21 protein-coding genes are annotated in these 21,574 nt (G+C 37.1%); 7 read left to right on the plus strand and 14 right to left on the minus strand.

Going from position 1 to position 21,574, the window contains the following annotated elements; genetic code table 11:
* Positions 1-6: 6 nt before the first annotated feature.
* From aroC to J0M15_05020, 9 genes are all read right to left on the minus strand, one after another.
* Positions 7-1,056, minus strand: a complete 1,050-nt coding sequence (gene aroC, locus J0M15_04980; GenBank protein MBN8536382.1) for a chorismate synthase — start codon at positions 1,054-1,056, stop codon at positions 7-9.
* 51 nt (positions 1,057-1,107) lie between these two features.
* Positions 1,108-2,091, minus strand: a complete 984-nt coding sequence (locus tag J0M15_04985; GenBank protein ID MBN8536383.1) for a M48 family metallopeptidase — start codon at positions 2,089-2,091, stop codon at positions 1,108-1,110.
* A gap of 12 nt (positions 2,092-2,103) precedes the next feature.
* Positions 2,104-3,897: a serine/threonine protein kinase gene (locus tag J0M15_04990; protein MBN8536384.1), complete on the minus strand. Its 1,794-nt coding sequence runs from the start codon at positions 3,895-3,897 to the stop codon at positions 2,104-2,106.
* Positions 3,898-4,509, minus strand: a complete 612-nt coding sequence (locus J0M15_04995) for a hypothetical protein (GenBank protein ID MBN8536385.1) — start codon at positions 4,507-4,509, stop codon at positions 3,898-3,900.
* Positions 4,510-4,578: 69 nt separating this feature from the next.
* Complete coding sequence (locus tag J0M15_05000; GenBank protein ID MBN8536386.1) at positions 4,579-5,775, minus strand: 3-phosphoshikimate 1-carboxyvinyltransferase; 1,197 nt, start codon at positions 5,773-5,775, stop codon at positions 4,579-4,581.
* Position 5,776: 1 nt separating this feature from the next.
* On the minus strand, positions 5,777-6,826 hold the full coding sequence (gene aroF, locus J0M15_05005) for a 3-deoxy-7-phosphoheptulonate synthase (GenBank protein ID MBN8536387.1): 1,050 nt from the start codon (positions 6,824-6,826) through the stop codon (positions 5,777-5,779).
* Positions 6,823-8,016: a prephenate dehydrogenase/arogenate dehydrogenase family protein gene (locus J0M15_05010; GenBank protein MBN8536388.1), complete on the minus strand. Its 1,194-nt coding sequence runs from the start codon at positions 8,014-8,016 to the stop codon at positions 6,823-6,825. Before J0M15_05010 ends, aroF begins: the two co-directional genes overlap by 4 nt.
* A 254-nt stretch (positions 8,017-8,270) precedes the next feature.
* Entirely contained in the window at positions 8,271-8,573 is a 303-nt protein-coding gene (locus J0M15_05015) for a hypothetical protein (GenBank protein MBN8536389.1), read from the minus strand.
* A 229-nt stretch (positions 8,574-8,802) separates the two neighbouring features.
* Positions 8,803-9,780, minus strand: a complete 978-nt coding sequence (locus J0M15_05020; protein MBN8536390.1) for a hypothetical protein — start codon at positions 9,778-9,780, stop codon at positions 8,803-8,805.
* 327 nt (positions 9,781-10,107) lie between these two features.
* Between J0M15_05020 and J0M15_05025 the strand changes: the two genes are divergently transcribed.
* Entirely contained in the window at positions 10,108-11,322 is a 1,215-nt protein-coding gene (locus J0M15_05025) for a hypothetical protein (protein ID MBN8536391.1), read from the plus strand.
* A 5-nt stretch (positions 11,323-11,327) separates the two neighbouring features.
* Here J0M15_05025 and J0M15_05030 read toward each other — a convergent pair whose 3' ends face one another.
* Positions 11,328-12,122 carry a helix-turn-helix domain-containing protein gene (locus J0M15_05030; protein ID MBN8536392.1) on the minus strand — a complete coding sequence of 265 codons (795 nt, stop codon included), beginning with the start codon at positions 12,120-12,122 and terminating at the stop codon, positions 11,328-11,330.
* Between the two features lie 106 nt (positions 12,123-12,228).
* On the opposite strand from J0M15_05030, the gene J0M15_05035 reads away from it, so the two are divergent.
* The gene (locus J0M15_05035; protein MBN8536393.1) at positions 12,229-13,377 is read left to right on the plus strand and encodes an ATP-binding protein; all 1,149 of its coding nucleotides are present in this window, start codon (positions 12,229-12,231) and stop codon (positions 13,375-13,377) included.
* A gap of 156 nt (positions 13,378-13,533) precedes the next feature.
* Positions 13,534-14,487, plus strand: coding sequence for an MBL fold metallo-hydrolase (locus tag J0M15_05040; protein MBN8536394.1), 954 nt, complete (start codon positions 13,534-13,536; stop codon positions 14,485-14,487).
* Positions 14,488-14,556: 69 nt separating this feature from the next.
* Here J0M15_05040 and J0M15_05045 read toward each other — a convergent pair whose 3' ends face one another.
* From J0M15_05045 to J0M15_05060, 4 genes are all read right to left on the minus strand, one after another.
* Positions 14,557-15,654, minus strand: a complete 1,098-nt coding sequence (locus J0M15_05045) for a Fic family protein (GenBank protein MBN8536395.1) — start codon at positions 15,652-15,654, stop codon at positions 14,557-14,559.
* 254 nt (positions 15,655-15,908) lie between these two features.
* The gene (locus J0M15_05050) at positions 15,909-16,448 is read right to left on the minus strand and encodes a hypothetical protein (GenBank protein MBN8536396.1); all 540 of its coding nucleotides are present in this window, start codon (positions 16,446-16,448) and stop codon (positions 15,909-15,911) included.
* Positions 16,435-16,845, minus strand: coding sequence for a hypothetical protein (locus J0M15_05055; protein MBN8536397.1), 411 nt, complete (start codon positions 16,843-16,845; stop codon positions 16,435-16,437). The genes J0M15_05050 and J0M15_05055 overlap by 14 nt, the downstream gene beginning before the upstream one ends.
* Positions 16,846-16,894: 49 nt before the next feature.
* Positions 16,895-17,725, minus strand: a complete 831-nt coding sequence (locus J0M15_05060) for a LysR family transcriptional regulator (protein ID MBN8536398.1) — start codon at positions 17,723-17,725, stop codon at positions 16,895-16,897.
* A 114-nt stretch (positions 17,726-17,839) separates the two neighbouring features.
* On the opposite strand from J0M15_05060, the gene J0M15_05065 reads away from it, so the two are divergent.
* From J0M15_05065 to J0M15_05080, 4 genes are all read left to right on the plus strand, one after another.
* Positions 17,840-18,379: a Dabb family protein gene (locus J0M15_05065; protein ID MBN8536399.1), complete on the plus strand. Its 540-nt coding sequence runs from the start codon at positions 17,840-17,842 to the stop codon at positions 18,377-18,379.
* Positions 18,380-18,384: 5 nt separating this feature from the next.
* Complete coding sequence (locus tag J0M15_05070; protein MBN8536400.1) at positions 18,385-18,957, plus strand: HAD family phosphatase; 573 nt, start codon at positions 18,385-18,387, stop codon at positions 18,955-18,957.
* 95 nt (positions 18,958-19,052) lie between these two features.
* Positions 19,053-19,547 carry a cache domain-containing protein gene (locus tag J0M15_05075; protein ID MBN8536401.1) on the plus strand — a complete coding sequence of 165 codons (495 nt, stop codon included), beginning with the start codon at positions 19,053-19,055 and terminating at the stop codon, positions 19,545-19,547.
* Between the two features lie 30 nt (positions 19,548-19,577).
* Complete coding sequence (locus J0M15_05080) at positions 19,578-21,572, plus strand: hypothetical protein (GenBank protein MBN8536402.1); 1,995 nt, start codon at positions 19,578-19,580, stop codon at positions 21,570-21,572.
* Positions 21,573-21,574: the final 2 nt, after the last annotated feature.

Raw genomic sequence — 21,574 nt, forward strand, 5'->3', positions numbered from 1 at the left:
CATTTCCTAAACTTTGTCTTGCCGCTGCCACAAAACATGGTCAGTGATGACCAAGGCAGCCATGGCTTCTAAAACAGGGATCGCTCTTGGAATAATACACGGATCATGTCTTCCTTTTTTTGCTGTATCTAAAACAGTGGCGGTGGGTTTAAAAAAAACTCGAAACAAAATGGTCTCGCCGGTACTAATACCTCCACGAATGCCTCCATAGTGGGATTGGTCCGTTTGCAAATGAAATTCAGATCCTTCGGTTTGGCTGACATCATGACCAGCACCGAGCTCAACTCCGGCAGTGGCGCCTATACTCATAAAGGCGGCAGCTAAATCAGATTTAAGTTTGTGAAATACGGGTTGCCCCAAGCCAGCAGGAGGATTTTGAATCACCAGGACGGCTTCGCCGCCATAGGATTTGCCATCTTTTTTAGCTTGCAATAAAAGAGTCTCAATTTTTTTATCTAAATCAAGATCAGGGCAACGTGAAGGGAAAGCATCGATTTTTTCAGAAGAAATCAGATTTTTTAGAATTTGTTCTGAATCTTTAGCAGTCAAGGAAATGGGCCCAATTTGTTTAGAAAAAGCAAAAATATTAATTTGCGGAAATTTTTGCTTTAAAAACATCTTGGCAACAGCGCCGCCCATCACTCTGGCCAGGGTTTCACGCCCTGAGGACCTTCCGCCACCACGAGGATCTGTGTGACCAAATTTTACTTTCCAGGTATCATCGGCGTGACCAGGCCTTGGTTTCTGAGCGATTTCTTTATAATCATGGGATCTGGCATCTTGATTTCTAACAAACATGGCTATGGGCGTCCCTAGGGTTTTTCCTTCATAAACTCCACTTAAAACCTCTGGAATATCTAATTCTTGGCGATCGGAAACAATGGAGATGTCATTTACTTTTTGTCCTGGCCGACGACGGCTCAATTCTTTTTTTAAAAAAGTCTCGTCAAAAATAATTTCTGAAGGGCATCCATCAATAACAACACCCAGTCCGGTGCCATGACTTTCCCCAAAACTCAAAATTTGAAATCGATTACCAAAAATACTTCCACCCATAGAAAGTATCTGAGCATATTTTGAAAGGCGAGGGAATCATATAATCAAGGATTATCCTTTTTTACGAAGCGCTTCAGAAATAAAAGACTCACCAAAGGAATAAATTTCTTTGGCTAGGTTTACCAGGGGATCTTGGCTTGATTTAAAATTGTTTTTATATTCTTCATAACTTTTCATAAAATCATCTTTGACTTTCGTTTGAGACTCTTCACTTCTGCGAATGTAATTACCTGATTTAATTTTGGAATAGTCCCCGGAATCGTGCCATTTTCTTAATTCAGAAATTCTGAGTACTAAAAAGGGATGGCTTAGGAAAATTAAATTTAAAATTTTAAAAAAACTATCTCCTAGATCTCCACTTTCCTGATACTCTTTGGCTTGCATTTCAAATTCCTCTAAATTGAATTTGGATTTTTCCATGGCACCAGCTAATTTAAATAAAACGGTGAGTGAAACTTCCAAATCTTGACTAGCTAAAAGTCCAGCTCGATCTGCAGATAACTCTGATTTTCTGTCCCATTCTTTTAATGCTAAGACCAGGGGGAGAGTGGCAAATTGAAAAAGAGACGGAAAGAAACCAGTTAAGATCCATTGGAGGATCCAATTAATGGTTTTATATAAAGAATGTCCTGAAATAATATGACCTAATTCATGGGCTAAAACGGTTCTTATTTCATCACCAACCAATCGATCAAGCAAGGCAGTGTTAATAACAATAAATGGTTTCTCAATCCCAACAGCCATAGCATTGATGCGGGCATCTTGTATCAAGTAGAGTTCTGGGACAGGACAATCAAGGATTTCACAGGCTTTTTTTAATTCCTCATACAAATCAGGTCGTTGGTTTTCATTAATTCTGACGGCGCTGGCTAAAAAAATGAGTCGAAGAGGTTTGTCTCTGAGAAAGCCAAAAATTTTCTTAATCAAAAGATCAATTCCTGGTATTTTTCTTAGAGCATTCAGAGCGGCTCTATCAGAAGAGTGTTCAAAATTTATGGAACTTATATCTGGAAAAACTTGATAGGGTTTTGTCATAAAGTCCTCAGGCTAGGCAACATTGTTTAAGAGATCATCGAGTTCTTTTTTAGCTTCTATGTGAAGTCTATATTCTGTCTCTAAATCTTGCATGGAATCAACAACTCTTTTCAAAATAAGAGTGTCATCGACAGTTTGGGTATTTAATTGTAAATTCATTAAAAGAGACTCCGCTTTTAAAATGGCAAATGACAGTTGATTGAAGGAGGCTTCGTTTTTAAAGAGAAAATTTGAATGTACATCTAAATCCTTTTGATAGATTTGTCTTAATTTTTCAAAAGTGGAATCAATTTCTAAAATTGATTTGAGCAAACAAACTAAAGTAGATTCAATTTGTAATTTAACTTCTTGGGAATGTATCTGATTCCAGAGGCGATGGCTCGTTCGAAACAAATTGACTACATTTTTTCTATAGTTATCATGAATCAAGCTTTTATAGGTTGAAAGCATCGAATCAATTAAAGCTATATTCAGTTTTCCAGGATTATTTGTATTTCGAAATATGGGCTTTACGCTTTCTGAACGAAGATAGAATAAAGAGAAAAGAAAAAAAGCAATAGTCACCCAGAAAAAATGAGGACTGTATTGTAGGCCAACCCATGTTCCCAAGATCAAATTTCCCATGAGAAAAAGGCTCATATTTTTAGGGGCAGCTCCAAAAAATATTTTTGGAGTGACCACCTCCGTGACAATACCTGTGTTTAGTAAATCTATCCCAATTTTATCTTGTAATTCAGAATTTATTCTCACAAAAGGTAACAAACCCTCCTTGCACTCATTTATTTTGGCCATGCTTAATGATGTGGGCGTAAAAAATTTTTGAATAAAATCAGAGCTTGATAGTTCATATCCATTCCTAATAAAAAGTAATGAAGTTGATTCTTTTTCTGTTTCTTGAGAAACAAGACAGCCTAAACAGGAACCTGATGGTAAAGCGTTTTCATTGCCACAAATGAAGCAATATTTTTCCTCATTTTGTTCATTGGAGAGGGCTGTTGGAGCTTTTAAAAAATCCAACAATGTTTGTGCGGTCAGAAAACGATTTGCAGCGTAGAAGGCGGTCGATTTCTTTATGATTTTGCTTAAAAACGAATCCGCTTTTGGTTCAATTAACTTGGGATCAAAACCATTTTCAAATTGACTGACTACATGATTTAAAGAACTTTGGATGGCTTTTCTTCCTGTCAAAGCATAGTACATGGTTAGCCCTAAGGAATAGATATCCGTGCGACAGTCATAGGGGTTATTTTGGATCACTTCAGGAGACATGTAATCCAATGTCCCATTCATGGAGATAGTCATAGACGATGTATTTTGCCCATAGACTTTGGCGGATCCAAAATCTGCCAAAACAGCATCACCAGTCTTTCTAAACAAAATATTTTGTGGCTTGATATCTCTGTGAATGATTCCATTTTGATGGGCTATCACTAATGCATCTGCCATTTGTTCCATTATTTTCTTTACTAAAACAGGGTTCAAGGCTCCTTTTTCTTTTACAAGATCAGATAAACTTCCTCCGTCTATAAATTCCATAGCTAAAAAAAGCCAGTTGTCCTCTTCAAAAAAATCAAAAAGCTGAATCACAAACTGATGGTGAAGTTTTCTTATGGTTTGCATTTCACGTTTTACTTTTTCTTTTATCTTCTCAAAGGCACCCGGTGGAGGATAAAAACATTTAACGGCGACTATTTGATTTAGGCTCAAATCGCTAGCTTTATAAACAGTAGAATAACCACCACGGCCAATTTCAGCTAAGATCTCATAGCGATTATTGATGGTCTTACCGATGAGTTGATCTGCCACTTAAAACTCCTTGTCTAACCGTTCTAAAGTTTTAACCGCCGTTTGATGAAAGTAGTCATTATTTTTGTACATGGTTAAAAACATTTTAAGGTGTACTTTGGATTCAGAGTATTGTTTAAGTGCAAATTCGGACATACCCGCATGATAGACCGCTTGATAGTTTTCGGGCCAGTATTTGAGAACTAAATTCATTATTGGACCTGCGGATTTATCATCTCCAGAATCAGCAATGGGATGACCCACATTAAAGACAATGCCTGCTGCTTGGGCTTGGCTTTGTTGAGGCACAGACATAATGATTTGATCAGCTTCTTCAATTCGGGCCGCTAAAATATAGCAAGCAGCTTGGTAACCTCTGCCTTCCACATTTGATGGAGGTGGATCCTTTTTCATTAGGGTATCGATCTCTAGAGTATTGCAAAATTGTTTATTCTTTTTAAACCAATCATTGCCGCCTGTGAAAGGCATGACAATTTCAGGACTACCACGAGTGTAAACAATTTTCGCAGGGAGAGGAGTGGACACTTCTGGTTTTTTAATGGAGACATGAGAGACTAAAATATAACCCGTCAAAGCAAAATGTAAAATACTCAGAAAAAAGATCTTTTTCATACTGGAAACCTCTCGGGAAAATGCTATGAAACTTGAGAGGAGTCTTCTATCTAAGCTCTAAGAAAAGTTCTAGCAGTCTAAACCAAGGACTTGCCAAAACTCGGGAAAACTTTTGCTCACGACTTCTGGGTGTTTTATTTTAATTGGAAATCCTTGGGATAAAATCAAGGATGCGGCAAATGCGAGTCGGTGATCATGGTCTGTATCATACTCGAATGGCTGGGCATTTGGTTTGCTTTTTTTTGCAGGCTGAATGATCATACCATCGGTAAGAGGAGTATTTTCTACGTTAATAGCATTCAATAAATCGGCTATTTTGGCAATGCGATTTGATTCTTTATGAATCAACTGGGGAGCACCAAAGAGTTTTGAAGGTGTCGAGGCAAAAGCACACAAGACAGCAAGTACGGGAAATAAATCGGGACAAGAATTTAAATTAGCGTCTAAGCCTTTAAAGTGTTTGACGGGAAAAATTTTTAAAACTTGTTCATTTTCATTTAAAAGAAAAGGTATTTCCATACGTTTAAAAAAATCCAAAAACTCGATATCGGGTTGAAGGCTTGGGTAAGGAAACTTTTCAAATTGTGCTTCTCCGTTTAGAACAGAAAAGGCGGCTACGGCAAATAAAGAGCTTAAATCACTTTCAGCCTGGTAACTATTAACCTCTACTTGGCTTTTGGCAGGGATGACTAATTTATTTTCCGAAAACGTAATTTTCATTCCTAAAGCTTTTACAAGTTTAATAGTCATTTGAAGATAACCTTCACTCATCGGAGATCCTATCATTTTTAAATTTAAATCTTGATTTAGATTCCAGGCATTCAAGAGAATTCCAGAAGCAAACTGACTAGAGACATTGCGATGAACCTCCAGTGGCTGAGAAAGATTTTTCCAACCCTCGGAATGCAATATCATGCGATCTTTTGAAAGATCATAAAGAACTCCCAATTTAGACAATAAATCTAAAAGATCTTGTTGTGGCCTCTGGAAAAGTCTTTCGCTGCCTTTTAAAATATGTTTTCCTGGGATGCGGCTTAGGCGCAGGCCTAAAAAGCGAAGAACCGTTCCCGCGGCTCCACAATCGAATTCTTGACAAAGATTTAAGGGTTCATTTTTCAGCTGATGAATGGCGTGAACCATTTTGACAACATCATCACAGTTGGAAGATCCTTCAATTTTTAATTTTTGAGAATAAGAAGAGCAAATTAAAGCTCTATTCATAATGGACTTAGAAGCAGGGATAATTCCTTTAAAATGAAACTTCATTCTATTTAGTTACTTTCATTTGAGGGATGCTTGTTTGCACATTTCTTCCCATGATTTTTCCCATTCCTACAATTTTTTCCATTAAAGACTCAAAGTCACTAGGCAACAGGGCTTGGGGGCCATCGGAAAGGGCTTCTTCGGGCTTATCATGAACTTCGATAATTAAAGAATCAGCACCGGCAGCCATTCCTGCCAAGGCCATAGGGGCCACTAGGTAACGATGACCTGTACCATGACTGGGATCCACAACCACTGGAAGATGAGTTAAACTTTTGAGAATGGGCACCACGTTTAAGTCCAAAGTGTTTCGTGAAAACTGAGTATCAAAGGATCTAATTCCTCGCTCACAAAGAAGCACCTTGCTGTTTCCACCCGCCAAAATATATTCGGCACTCATCAACCATTCTTCGACAGTGGCGGACATTCCTCGTTTGAGTAAAATAGGTTTGTCAATTTTTCCGAGCTCTTTGAGCAAAGCAAAGTTCTGCATGTTTCTGGCGCCTATTTGAATGATATCCACATAATCCAACATCATTTTTAAGCCATCATAGTCCATGGCTTCGGAAACAATAGGCAAACCAGTTTCCTTTGAGGCCATTTGTAAAATTTTGAGTCCATCCAAACCCATTCCCTGAAATGCGTAGGGGGAGCTTCGAGGTTTAAAGGCACCGCCGCGAAGGACTGTGGCTCCCGCTTTTTTGACAGCTTTTGCGATGCGCATGGTTTGATTTTCACTTTCGACGGAACAAGGACCAGCCATCACATTAAAATGTTTGGGGCCAAATAAAACCCCCTTAATATTAAATTCGGTCCCTTGTGGCTTTGCCGCTAAGGCGGCTAATTTAAACGGCTTTGAGATTCTGAGAACACTCTCGATTTCTGGAAAAACTTCAAATGAATTTAAAGAAATTTTCTCTGTTTTTCCTAACACGCTCACCGTCATCTGCTCACGTCCTTCGACAATATGAGGACTAGCGCCCAATTCTTTTATCTTATTTAAAACATCTTGGATATTTTCTGGCTTTAATCCTCTTTTAATAATGATGATCATGGCTGTTTCCTTTTTTTGTATATCTTTTCGTAAATAAACTGTGCTTTGATAAATAATTCCTTCAAATGGCTTTGTTGAGAGGACGATCCTTCAACCACCTTTCTCACATATTGAAAATTTTTTTCAAACTGAGTCATGGCCGTTGTGATAAATTGATTATTTTTTCTAATAATAGGCTCCCACATTTTATAATCAGATCCACTGAGCCTTAAGAAATCTCTGGCAGAACTTGGAATCAAAGAATACAAGTCATCGGTATAATTTTTATCCAAGGTTATTCCATAAACCATAGATAGGAGTTGAGTCAAATGGCTTGAATAAGCCAATCGTTCATTGTGCACTTCCCATGGTGTGATGACAACTTCAGCTCCTAATTTTTTAGCAAGAATTTGGGAGGCTTCCAGCGCTAGATTATCTACATTTTCAGAAGGTGAAAGGCATAGGGTTTTTCCATAAAACAAATCACCTTGTGCGGCTTGGTATCCGCTTAGTTCTTTTCCTGCTAATGGGTGAAAACCGATAACATTGTCTATGGGTTCTTGAACGCTTCCCAGATTTAAAGTCAGCACGTTCTTTTTAGTTACGGCTTTCCCAAATTCAGCATTCTTATCGATGGGGGCTGCTAAAAAAATCACATTTAACTCGTCAGAAAGCTTGTTGGTGAGATTGTCAATTGAAACTAACTGGAATTTCGATTGAGTTTTACTTTCATTCCATTTTTCGAACTCGATCTTGTCGAGGTGCGGGTCATGGATCAAAAAGTTCCATTCGGGAAAGGATTCCTTAAGTGCTAAGGCTATGGAGGCGCCAATGAGTCCAAATCCAAAAAAACCAAAAGACCCTTTCTTTTTAAGAAGCGAGTTGGGCGAGGATTCTGAAATAAGCGATCGTGCCTTTTCAATATTTCTAAAAAAATCAATCATTTTTATAAATAAGGATTGAATTTCAGAATCATTTAAAAAATGACGTTTTGTTTTTGTTGTTTTTTCTATAATTTGTTGTTCTCTTAATGGATCATAGACATCAATTAAATTATTTTTTTTCCATTCACCAACTTTAAATACTAAAGAAGCTCTTTTGTCGAACAATTGAATTAGTTGCTGGTCTATGAAATCAATTTCATTTCGCAGTGATTGCAGAGAAATTTCTTTGGTAGGATTGGTAGGAGACGATTTTTTATTATCAATCATTTTTCTCATCTTGTTCCAAGGTTTTGTTTTAACTGGGTTTGTATTATATGTACTTTCGGACATGTAAAAAAAAATTCAATACCTTTGGTTTAATATTCATCTGTTATTATATTTTATTTTCATTTCTAAAAGTGTTTTATTTTAAGTCGTTTAGTTTTTCTTTGTTTAGCGGTTTAACAAAAAATTGAAACAATAACACTCTTGTTCAACAATGGCAGGTAATTTCTTAAAGTACTTTTTCCGCTAGGGAATCATTAGATCAAAATATTAGTTTGGCAACTTGATTGCAGTGTAATCAAGTTGCGTGTCCCATTAATGCCAGCACTATCAGAATGACAAGTGAGGCAATTATTTTTAAAAATAGCCAGATCCCCTGTTCCCATAAGTTGATTGTAAGTGATAGAGTCAGGTAAATTTAAATTTTCAGGAATTTCCTCATCTGGATTGCACACAGCATTTGCTTTTGCAAGGGGAGTGACTTCTTCAAAGGCTAAAGAAAGCGAATCAGAAGCATTTGCTTTGTCAAAAACGAGGATTTGTGAGTTATTACTAATCATAACAGTTGTCTTGGTATTATTACAAATTGTATCATTTAAGATTCGATAGACTGTTGCATCAGGGATCCTTACACCATTAAATAAAAATGCTAAATTTTTGAATTTATAAACTGGATCTAAAGTAGTGGATGTCATTTTAATAGATTTGATTTTTATTTGAAGGTCTGAATATTATCAAAATTCTCATCGATGATGATCAATTCAGGATAAAAAGAAGCACTAGAAAAAACTAGGGACTTGGGGGTGTAATAATTTTGAGGTTTTCTAAAAAATATACTACTTTTGGAAGGATTTCTTCTGGGAAATTGACGAGATCATGTTTTGTAATTGTTTCAGCCAATCGTTCTCTTGCGTATTTATCAGTAATCTCTCCTAGTTGGGTATTAAGATCTTTTAAATAAATAATTTGGGACAACCTAGAATTTTGTCGCGAGGTTGTGAAATCCTTTAGCAAGGAGTTCTTTTGTTTGTTCGAGTACCGCTCTCGTTCAAAAGTAAGTTCCATAAATCGTAAAATATTTCTTAAGTTTTTTCGAACTTGGTGAACTTCATCAACTTTTACATCTGTGGCTTGCTTAATAATAGATTCAGTTTGTTCGATGATTTGTTTAAAATAAGCAGAGCTTGAAGTAAGTGAAGCTGGTGAGCTGTCTCTGATAAGTTTTTTGAAATCGATTTGGCTTAGACTTTCCTTAAGTTTAATAATTTTAACTATAACATTTTGATGGGCCTTCATTTGTTGGGATGCCTTCACTTGCGTTGTTTCAGGATCATCTTTTGATTCGTTGGGATCAGTTTCTAAATAGTCTTTAACTCCACCTAGTTTTACAACAAACATATTAAACTTTTCAGGAATAGAATGATCTGTGGAGAACAATTCAAAGGCAGATCTTAAAAGGGATGAGGATTTTCTAAGATCGCTCAACTCCTTGATTTCGATCTCAGTCAATTCATGCTGAGGTGTGGATTTAATTCTTTCGAGAAGGGTTTTAAGGCGTTTGATAGTCAAATCGTTTAAATCAGTTAAAAATTGGTTGTAGGTCATTGTTAATATGTGCTTGGATTCTTTTTGGTTAACTAATTGAAGAGTAAATTCATTTGGAGGCAGTGTTTTAAGATATTGGGTTAAGCAAGAGAATGACTCCGCGCTGAGTGATAACGAAATATAACTGACCGTAAGAAACAGAAAAATACCTTTATTCCTCATTTTATAAACACTCCATTATATTTTACTATTTAGGGTAAGTAGCAATTCTAAGGCCTTAAATGCCATTTCCTATTAATTTGTATACCAGCTCTGCCCTCCTAGTCAGTTTGTGTGGCGCCCTTTTGTTTAGTAAATGAACATGAGGGTGACAATATACAAGAAATAAAAGCAATCTTTCATTTTCTTTTTTAAGGTGGTTTATTTTAAGACGCTTTGGTTTCCACTGTTAAAAGGTTTGACAAGAATTAGAAAGAATATGGCTTAATAAAACTATCTATGCAGTGCTTGGATCTTGTTAATTGAGATATTGTTCGAGATAATGAAAGAATGATATTTAAGTTGATCAAAAATTTTCGCGGTATTTCACTTGTTGAGGTATTGGTTGCTTCCGGTGTTGCCATCGTGGCTCTTCTGGCTTTTACGACGATGCTGATCAATCAACAAAAAGAAACAGAGGCTCTTTCGCAAAAGTTAGCGACCCTTGATTTAGAAAGATTTATACTTTCGGCAAGTGCTTCTGGTGATATCTGTACCAAAGATTTTACTGCAAATAGCGCAAGCTTTACGTTTCCTACTGCTAATTTTCCTCCGCAAGGATCTATTGCTGTTAACAATCTATATTTGTCGGCGACATCGATCCAAGTTATCGCAACGGCTGGATTGCCCGTAAAAGGTTCAGGAGCTTTTCAAATCAAAGATATATTGCTTTCTGATATTACAGGTACTCCTGGCAACTATATGGCCATTATGAAAATTTCTTTTCAAGGGGGAATTCGACCTATTAAGCCGCTTGATTTTTCTCTAAAGTTATCAGTTAGTGTTGCTGGCCAGAATACGGTTATTGTTGGGTGTCCAGGTATCGGCACTGCGGGTACAATACCCCTCACCAATTTTCAGATTTTTAACTTACCTGGGAACTACACCTTTATGGTCCCTCCAGGAGTTGCAGCAATTTTAGTCGAGGCCTGGGGCGGAGGCGGAGGCGGCGGAGGATCCTCTTTTGGCGCTAATGCTGCCGGTGGAGGAGGTGGCGGCGGCGGCGGTGGATATGGAAAAGCCATTATTTCTGTAACGCCAGGGCAAGTTTTTCCTCTTGTTGTCGGTGCTGGTGGACATGGAGGTATTGGGTCCGGTGTTGTCTGTTGTGTTAATGGGGGCAATGGTAGCGATGGCGGCAATTCAACATTTGGAGCAGGACCTTTATTGCAAGCAACCGGAGGAATTGGAGGCAAAGGACCCATTTTTGTAGCAATTCATAGTGCTGGTCAAGGAGGGGCCGGAGGGAGTGCTAATGGTGTTGGTTCCGTTTTTGTTGCTAAGGGGGGTAACGGTGGAACAGCGCCCTGGACATACCTATCCAATCTGAGCTGCTCAGGAGCCAGCGGAGGAAGTGCTGGTGGAGGCGGTGGCGGTGGAGGAGGTCAACTAGCACCAGGATCGGCACCAGGTGGAGGCGGCGGTGGTGGAACCAAATATGATGATCTAATTAAGGCCTATTCTGGCGGCGCAGGAGCCGTTGGTCAGGTCAATGTTTGGTGGTAATCTAGTTAAAAGTTTCGATAATCACTGGGTAGCTGTCCAACGATTTTTTTGAAAGTATCAATAAATTTAGAAAGGGAATTGTATCCCACCTCTAAGGCGATTTCTGTAATTGTCATCTGTGTTTCTTTTAATAACTGTCTTGCTTTATCCATTCGAATCAGAATTAAATAATCTTTTGGAGTTATCCCTGTCTCTTTTAAAAAGAGGCGGCTTAAATTTCTTTGACTCAGACCACTTTCTTTTGAAAGCTTGTCCATGGAAATTCCAGAAATATTTACGTCCAATAGTTGAATTGATTTCTTGATCCTTTCGTCCCCAATTTTACCTTCAAGGTGCTGAAGGGCCATGTGATTTTGCTGAAGACCAGCACCTTGTATCGATTCAATTAATGTTTGTATCAAGGCTGAAATAAAATACTTTACCCCTTCCATTTTGGGGTGGATTAGCAGATGAAATAATAATTCTTTGGCAAGGGAATTACAGGGCATGGAAAGAGTTGGAAATTTTTTTGTGCTCTGTTTTTTCCATAACTCATCTTGAATTAAACAAATCACTCTTTCACCAGACCCTTGGGAGGTAGAAGAAAAACGATGATCGATCTTTGGTGGGACGTAGAGCATTCTTCCTGGGCCTGCTTTAAAAAACTTATGATTATGCTCAACTTTGATTTCCCCTTGCAAAGGGAGAAAAAATTCATGCTCCTCATGAGTATGTCGACCAACCTCATGGCTGGGAATCTTTTGGTGTATAATCATGACTCCAGGAAAATGAACGATGATATCTTTAAACTTGGTAACCATAAAATCCTTGATTCCTTCCTTCGTTGTCTATTCTAACAAAAATAGAATAAAGATCGTTATTAAAAAAATGTTGTCATACTCCATTATTTTTAATAAAATACGGAGTATGTACCCGCGTTTTTTTAACTATATGAAATCACAAAGTTTTTTTCTTCTTGGACCAAGGGGCACAGGGAAGTCAACATGGTTAAGAGCCCAGTTTCCAGAAGCTCTTTATATAGATTTATTATCAGAAGGGCTTTTTCAAGAATTTTTACGGCACCCAGAATCTCTAAGGGAGCGAATCTTGGCCCAAGCTAGACCAAAGGATTGGGTTATCCTTGATGAAATACAGAGAGTGCCGGAGTTATTGAATGAGGTACAAAGATTAATGTCTGAACGACAGCAAAAATTTATCTTAACAGGGTCAAGTGCTCGAAAGCTAAAAAAAAATCATGCAAATTTGCTTGCTGGTCGTGCCATGACTAAATTTTTTTCTCCGTTGACGGCCACTGAATTAGGGGATCATTTTGATATTCATCACTCTTTGAAGTTTGGTCATTTGCCCATGACTTTTAGCACAGAGTCACCAAGGGATTATCTAAAAAGTTATGTTGGAACTTATCTCAGAGAAGAGGTTCAGCAAGAGGCTTTAGTTAGAAATCTTTCCGTTTTCGCTTATTTTCTGGAGGTTCTTGCCTTTTCCCAAGGACAGGTTGTCAGTGTCAGCGCAATGGCTACTGACTGTGGGGTCGATCAAAAAACCGCAGAGGCCTATATCCAGCTCACTGAAGATCTATTGATAGCCCACAGGATTCCGGTCTTTCAAAAAAAATCAAAAAGAAAAATGTCGGTGAAACCTAAATTTTATTATTTTGATGTCGGAGTTTACAGAGCCTTAAGAAAAATTGGACCCTTAGATTCAGACGAAGAGATCCAGGGAGCGGCTATTGAAACACTTATCTTTCAGGAGATCCGTGCTCAAATTCACAATTTAAATTTGGATTTGGAAATATTTTTCTATAGGACTCAGAATAAAATAGAAGTGGATTTTATTCTCTATGGTGAAGATGGATTGTTTGCAATTGAAGTCAAGCGCAATCATCGAATTCAACCAGAAGACTTGAAGGGACTTGCACTCGTTCACTTGGATTATCCCAAAGCAAAACTATTTTTGATTTATTCAGGAAATGAAGAACGTGTTATAAATGAGTCTATTCATGCGGTTCCTATTCAGAAATTTTTAAAAGAATTACCTTCCTATTTACAGGGATAACCCCTGTCCTATTTAAAGAGCTGACCAAAAAGGGAAGTTTCTTTGGCCAATTTGGACAAGTCGAATTAATTTAAACTATGTATAACCCTGCTCAGACAGTAACAAACAGAAAAACAATTAAGTTATTTCTGAAGAATGATGAGAGGGAACAGTAAAATGAAAAACATAATGAATGTAAGTCTAGCAATGATGGCGATCTCAACAACAAGTTGTGCAGGCCTTGTGAAATCAGAAGTTAAAGAACATGAGGGAAGAATTATTGAATTTAAATCGGACAGCAATGGTTTTGATACCAAAAGTTTTTTCTATGAAGGTGAAAAAGAAGTGATTGCCTTCGATTCACAGTTCACTCCCGAAATAGCGAAACAGTCAATAGCTTATCTTAGAAAGTACACCACAAAACCCATAAGCTGGTTGGTGATCACACATCCTAATCCGGATAAATTTAATGGGGCTTCCGTGTTTAAGCAAGAAGGGGCCAAGATTCTTGCTTCAGAAAACACAGCCAAGGCGATTCCTGACGTTCATGCGTATAAGGAATATTATTTTGTTGAAATGGCAAAAATGTTTCCTAAAGGTCAATACCCACAGCCTACTTTGATAGATCAAACATTTATTGGAAAAATGGATTTAGTCCTTCAAGGAGGAGAACGAATTCAATTTCAAGAGTTGAGTCATTCAGGAGTGAGTAGCACACAAACGGTAGCTTATATCAAAACGGCACAGACCTTAATCGTTGGGGACCTAATTCATAATCAGGCCCATGCATGGTTAGAAGGTGGTATTGTAAAAGGGAAACCAACTCCCAACATTGAAGAGTGGATTTTAGATCTTCAAGAGCTTGAGTCATTATATCCAAAAAGTACCAAAGTGTTGGGTGGGAGGGGAGTTTCTTTGGAGTTGAAAGAATCAGTGAAAGAACAAACCAAATATCTGAGAATAGCTCGGGAACTGGTTCGTCAACAACTCAATGAAATGGATCCTAAGGACAGTCAGTTTTATAAAGTTCTAGCTCAGAAATTTCAGAAACAATTTCCAAACTACACATTGCCCTATATGATCGAGTATGGAGCCTATGGACTCGTACAAAGTGAACTGAGTGTTAAGTAAACCAGCCAAGTAAAAATTAACTTCATGTCTAGGTTACATAGTCATTTAGACATGAAGAAGAGAAGAACTTTACAATAAAGAATAGCTGGTATTTCTTCCGCCGCCGGGGTTTTTCTTTAAAATTTTATTTTTTAAGAGTTCATCGATATCTCTTGAGGCCGTGTCTTGTGAACATTTGGCAAGTAAGGCCCATTTTGAAGATGTTAGATTGCCATTGAAACCATCTAATAATCGATTGATAACTTTTCTTTGTCTGTCATTAAAATTTACATGTAAATGTGTTTCCCAAAATGTGGCTTTTTTTAAAACGGTAGAGAGTATGAATTCTGAATTTACAAGCGCGCGATCCAAGCAAGAAAGAAACCAATCTAACCAATCTGTAATGTTTAAGCTTCCTTTTTGTGTTGATTCTAAAATACTGTAATATTCTTTGCGCTCGGTATTTATTTGTGTGGACATACTGTAAAAACGTTGTGGGCTATCTTCAGACTTTGCTAAGAACATGTCTGCAATAGCCCGGGCTATACGACCGTTACCGTCCTCAAAGGGATGAATTGTGACAAACCATAGATGGGCAATGCCAGCACAAATTAAAGAATCTTCCATTTTTTTGCAATTCGCCCAGTTTAAAAACTGTCGCATTTCTTTTTTGAGTTTTTTTGCGTTGGGTGCTTCAAAATGAATTTTAGATTTACCAATTGGCCCAGAGATAACTTGCATTGGGCCATTTGAGTCATCGCGCCAATTGCCAACTATGATTTTTGTCATGCCGCTTCGACCGGTTGGGAAAAGAGCCGCATGCCAGCTGAAAAGCCTTTCCTCTGTAAGTGGTTGCATGTATTTTAGAGTCGCATCAAGCATCATTTCAACTACGCCTTCTATGTTACGGTCGGATTTAACTAGTCCAACGATATCCATACCCAGCTTTCGAGCGATGGAAGACCTGACTTGGTTTCGATCTAAGACTTCCCCTTCAATTTCGCTCGTTTTTAGAATATCTTCGGTCAATGTTTGAAGAACGGCCTCTTCTTGAATTTTAAAACCAAGTCGCTCCATTTTCCCAATAAGTCGACCTTGTTTTAAACGAACTTGTTCCAATCTTAGATTAAGATGGTCTTTGTCCCATGTAAAACTAGGCCAATTTTTAAGTTTGTGAATATAGGTTATGTCCATTTTATCTCCGCATTTTATGCGGAGATAATACACCTATTCTCCGCAAATTTGCAAATTTAATAACTAAAAGGGCCTGTAACAAAATAAGGTATGCAATTTGGTTTAAAGATTTTTGGCCAGACCGAGGCGCAACGACGAGGGTTTGGCACCGCTAAATTGAGGAGGAGCAACAATGGTATGGACAAAAAGATTAAACCAAATTGCATACCTTATTTTGTTACAGGCCCTTAGTTGGTCTCGGAAGTTTGTTAAGGGCAATTTTTAATATCATCAACGAGAGCATCCATGTAAGAGCTTTGCACTTTAGAATAACTCTCTACAAGTTGAGAATGTCGGTTGTAGCGAATAATAATCCCCTCTTTTTTGTTGATAAAAAATATAGAAGTTGAAATAAAATCTTTTTGGCAGCGATTTGGTAATACTTCTTCGAATTTCAGATGAGAAAACTTTTGTTCCTTTAAAAAATCTATTTTGGATTCTCTCGAATCCAAATCTGGAACGAAAGTTATCCCTTTCACTTTCTGTGTTCTTGAGTCAAATGTAATTGCTCCCAGTTGGGTGCCATTAAAACTATTATCGTAGATCCATAGCTCATCTTTTTTGTATTCACGGTATTCAGAAGCCTTACCTAGTTTTTTTTCGACAGAGGATTTTAAATCTTCAAAATCAACTGAATCAAGTTTTATGGAACTATAAGAAGGAGGTGGGGGATCTTTAATAATATATGTTCTACATCCCAATACACTTATCCATAAAAGCAACATGATTAGGATATTACTTTTTCCCATTGTCACAATCCTTTTTATATTTAAAGTTAACTGAATACTTTTTGATCAGCCACTCGTAGGCTTGAATGTTTTTTGATTTTAAAAAATTTGGATCTTTCAGAAAAAAAAGAAAACTTTCAGCAAAGTCTTCCTCGGGTGAATCTTTGGCTCTTGAGCTAACAAAATCTCCCTTTCTAGAAGAATCTCCACTTAATGATTGTTTCCAACCCATCTGATCTTTAAAAGAAAGTCTTTCTGCATTATTTAAGTAGAGATAACTAACATGACCACATTTTAACAAACAACTAGTGTCGGTTTGTTTTAATTTTGATTTTCGAAACCATTTCAAACATTCTAAATCTACGTTCGCAGATACTGTATATGAAATCAAAAAAAAAGAAAAAATTATTTTAGGCATATCTATCATACTCAGTTTAAGAAAATAATACTGTCAAGAAAGTATTGTTTTATGGCAAGGTATCAAGAAAGGCTTGGGCTAAGTAGGATAAAGAATCTTTGCTTCGATGAAAAGCATAAAGATCAAAGTGAGGTAAGTTTATTTTTTTATGAGTCTGAATCAAGTTTTGATGATGTTGCTTTTTAAAAAGAAAATCAGGAATCAGAGCGGTTCCTAATTCGGCTTCAGCCATTTGCAGTAAAAGGTTCCAGCTTTGAATCACATTAAAATGAGCATTTGGAATTCGTTTTTTACAAGCTAATCGGAGGGCTAAAACTTCGGCTCCTTTATCGCCGACCCAAAAGTGATTTTCACGGAGGCATTTCTTACCTGAGACTAAAATAAATTTTCCAGAATGAATTAATTTTCTTTCAAAACGCACAAAGCTGCCATCTTCAATTCCAAATCCAATATCTATATCTAGCGAGTTTAAAAGATGTTCTAAGGCAGCTGAGTTACTAATGAAAATCTGAGGTTCAACTCGGGGATGAGACTTTAAGAATTTAATTAAATACTGATTTATAATGCCACTGGCAATACTTGAGGAGATTCCAATTTTTAAAGGTCCACCATCTTGTAAGGGCCGAATTTTTATAGAATTTGAAATTTTTTCAAATTCTATAAAAAAATGAGCTGCTTCTTTAAATAGAAGTTCACCAGCATTTGTAAGTTGAAATTTTCTTCGTGCGTGGAGAAGAAGGGGAACTTCAAGGTGTAATTCCAATGATTTAATAGCTTGGCTGATGGCAGAGTGCGAGACCCGATTCATTTCAGCAGATTTTGACAGACTGCGATTCTGGCAAGCATCGCAAAAGTATTTAAGATGATATGGATTAAGCATAATTGTAAGTTAATTTAACATATATTGTAATAATAATGAAGTATTAATTTTATAGATTTAATTTATAAAGTGCAAAGCGATGAATAAAAAAAAATGAAAACGAGGATTAGATAAATGAAGCAAAATAAGAAGTGGGTAAGTTTTACTGTGAATTGTATTTTAATGGGGAGCTTGATATTGTCAGGAAAAATATTTTCACAAGTTTCAAATAAACTGCAAAATGTGCAGAACATGAATAGGAATCATTATGGTCGGTTGACGGAGGCTCAGTTTAACCCAGGAATAGTCAGACATTTTGTGGCTTTCAAATTTAAAGCAAATATAGATCAAGTCCAAATAAATAAGGTGATTTTAAATTTTTTAGCTTTAAAAACTCTTTGCGTAAGAAACGGGAAACCCTATATTTTATCAATTGAAGCTGGAAAGGCCAATAGTTTTGAAGGGGCAGACCAGGGAAAACAAATTGGTTTCTTAGTAACCTTCAAGTCAGAAGGGGATCGAAATTACTATGTGGGCCAGCCATTGATTCCAGAAAGTGAAGTGGATTTTTATGATCCAGCTCATTTAAAATTTAAAAAATTTGTTGGACCTCTTCTGGAAACACCTGTAGTACCAAATGGAGTTTATGTTTTTGATTTTACCCTAGGAAAGTAGTTGTGATGTCTTTAGATATTCCAGTAAAAAATTTTAAAGCGTTTCTTTTCGACTGTGATGGAACTATTGCCGATTCGATGCCTCTGCATTTTATAGCTTGGCAGAAAGCCTTAGCACCATGGAAAGTGGAGTTTCCTGAAGAGTTGTTTTACGCGTGGGCTGGAGTGCCAACAGCAAGCATTGTAGATAGATTAAATAAACAATTTGTAATGGAGCTGCCCATAGAAGAAATTGTAAATTCACGGGAACAATTTTATTTTGAACTGCTACCAGAAATCAAAGCACGTCCGGAAGTGGAGGAAGTGATATTGTCTCAATATGGAAAACTTCCTATGGCTGTTGTCTCTGGAAGTCCCAGGGAATCAGTTTTGAAAACGCTCCGGACTTTAAATCTATTGAATTATTTCAATGAAATCATTTGCTCGGAAGATGTCCCCTTAGGAAAGCCTCACCCGGATTGTTTCTTGCTAGCGGCGAGTAAACTTAAAGTCCCCCCTCAAGACTGCTTGGTGTTCGAAGATGGTGCGGCAGGAATTCAAGCAGCCAGGTCCGCAGGCATGACCTTTGTGTTGGTTTAAAGTCTAAAAGATCATTACTATAAATTCATTAAAGTTCAATTCATGAATGCCGAAAGGTGGAGGGTCTATTTTATGTTAACCATAAGGAGAATTAAATGAAAGTGAAATACTTGCTTATATTTTTGATGGGTTCCCTCTGTTTTACAGTAAATGCGGAAGAGAATTGTACAAAAGAAAAGAAAAAAGCTTTATGTAAAGAGGATACAGTCAAAGAAAGAGTAGATTGGTCATGTAAGCTTCTTGCTGAAAAAGGAGAGGACGCCGTTAAGGAGATAAAAAAAATGCGTTTTGATTGCTGTGGCGAGCCGAATTATGTATGGATTAATGACCTAAGTCCTAAAATGATTATGCATCCAATTAAGCCCCAATTGGATGGAACTGATCTGAGTAAAAACGCGGATCCAGCGGGTAAACTCTTGTTTGTTGAGTTTGCAAAAGCGGTAAAAAAAGATCCTAAGGGTAGTTGGGTTGAATACAAATGGACAAAGCTAGGCGAAGCCGATGCCACACCAAAAAAATCTTGGGTGAGAGGTTGTAAACCAAAAGGCGGTAAAGAAGATTGGGTTGTAGGTTCTGGAACCTGGTACTAAAAACGCGAATTCGATGAAGAAGAGGTAACGATGAGGCTTTTTTCAAAACTTAATTTTTCTATGAAATCAAAGGTGATGTCGATTACTATTGGCGGGGTTTTTATTTGCTCAACCGTATTGATTTTATATGTCAGTCATCTTTCTGAAAAAGCTCTCACGGCTCAAATTTTGTCAAATTTAAATGGGCTGTCTTCTTCGAAATCCAATGAAATTTCAGACTCACTTAAAAAGTTACAACGAGACATAAAAAACTTATCAGACTCCAAATTTATTCAAGATGCTTTGGTTTCTTATGAAAGCGTTGCTTATGGAACTGGTCTTGATTTAGAGGAAGATTCAAATATTTCTGGAAGTGCTTATTTTAAAACCATTGAGAATAAGTATCTTGAGACTTTTCATGATTATTTAAGTTCATTGCCACTTAAATCATTTGCATTAATAATGAAAAATGGATTTACAGTGGCTACAGTGGGTGACGAGCTGTTGTTAGGTAAAAATATCTTAAAAGGATCAATGAAAAATAATCCCATTAATGAGTGTCTAAAATCGGCTCTCTCGACTGGTTTTCATTTTACTGGTATTGTCACTGAAAATGGAAAGAACAAACTATACTTTTGTCAAAGTATAAGTTCCAAATACGATCGGGATGGGTATCAAAAAAACGCACAGATGGGAATTCTAGTTGCTTTGCTAGATTGGAATGTTTTAGCAAGAATAAAAGATTTTCATGAGGGGCTGGGTGAAAGCGGTCAGCTTTATATTTCTGACAATGGAAAAGTAATTACCCCTCCAAGACATTTAAGAGATAGTGATTTAGACTCATTGATGTCAAGGTCTTTAAAAATTTCTACTGTTGAAAATACCGGAACAGATTCTCCCATAAAAACTGGATTTTTAAATGAAGAGATTTTGTTTGTGTCTAAAAAAATTGAAATTACTCAAAACGTTGATTGGCATCTTATCGGTCAAATTTCAACAAAGGAAGCCCTTGCTAGCGTTGTTAATCTTAAAAATTGGTCTTATATCGTCTTAGTGATAGGTTTGGTATTAATCTCATTAATTAGTTGGTATATTGTTACCAAAATAATTAATAAATTTGTCATTACGGGAAGTGAAGTCAGTAATTGCTCAAGTATTGTAAACACAGCATGTAGTAAATTCACTGACATTTCAGCCACGGTAACAAGCAGCTCTCAGCAGCAGGCATCTTCACTTCATGAAACATCAGCGAGTGTCGAAGAAATGAATGCCATGGTCGGAAAAACATTAGAAATTTCGAAACAGACTTCTGAAAAATCAACTATGTGTACTGAAAAAGCACTCGAAGGAGAATTTAAGATGTCGACGCTTCTTGAGTCTGTTAACGAGGTCGGCAATAAAACATCTGAGTCCTTTGAAAAGGTACAAACAACTAGTTTAAACAGCTTGAATGAGGTACTTCAGGCGTTTACAAATATTGAATCTAAAACGAAAATGATAAATGAAATTGCCTTTCAAACGAAGCTGTTAAGTTTCAATGCCTCTGTAGAAGCGGCACGTGCCGGAGAACATGGTAAAGGGTTTTCAGTTGTAGCGCAGGAAGTGGGGCAATTGGCCAATTCAGTCAATAAATCGGCCAAGGAAATTGACCAACTTCTTGGTATAACTCGGTCGCGAATTTCAGAAATGCTTATCGAAACAAAGAAAACTATGGACAAGGCGATTAAAGATTCTAAAGACACTGTTGAATCCACCTATTTACATGCAGAAAAAGGATTGCAATTTTTTAAAGAACTTTCGAGTCTTATCAAGCAAATTAATGAGGAATCTTTGGCAGTTTCTGGTGCTGCTGATGAACAGTCAAAGGGAATCGGGGAAATAAATAAAGCAATTTTGCAAATTTCTCAATCAAATGAAAAGAATGTGAGTATGGTTTTTCAACTTGAAGAGCAAACCAAAAATCTTGTTAAATCAAGTCAACTACTCGATGACTCCTCAAATGAAATGAACCAAATCATCTTTGGTTCATTGAAAAATGTTGCTTGAAA

Source organism: Deltaproteobacteria bacterium (genome assembly GCA_017302835.1).
GTDB lineage: Bacteria > Bdellovibrionota > Bdellovibrionia > Bdellovibrionales > Bdellovibrionaceae > UBA2316.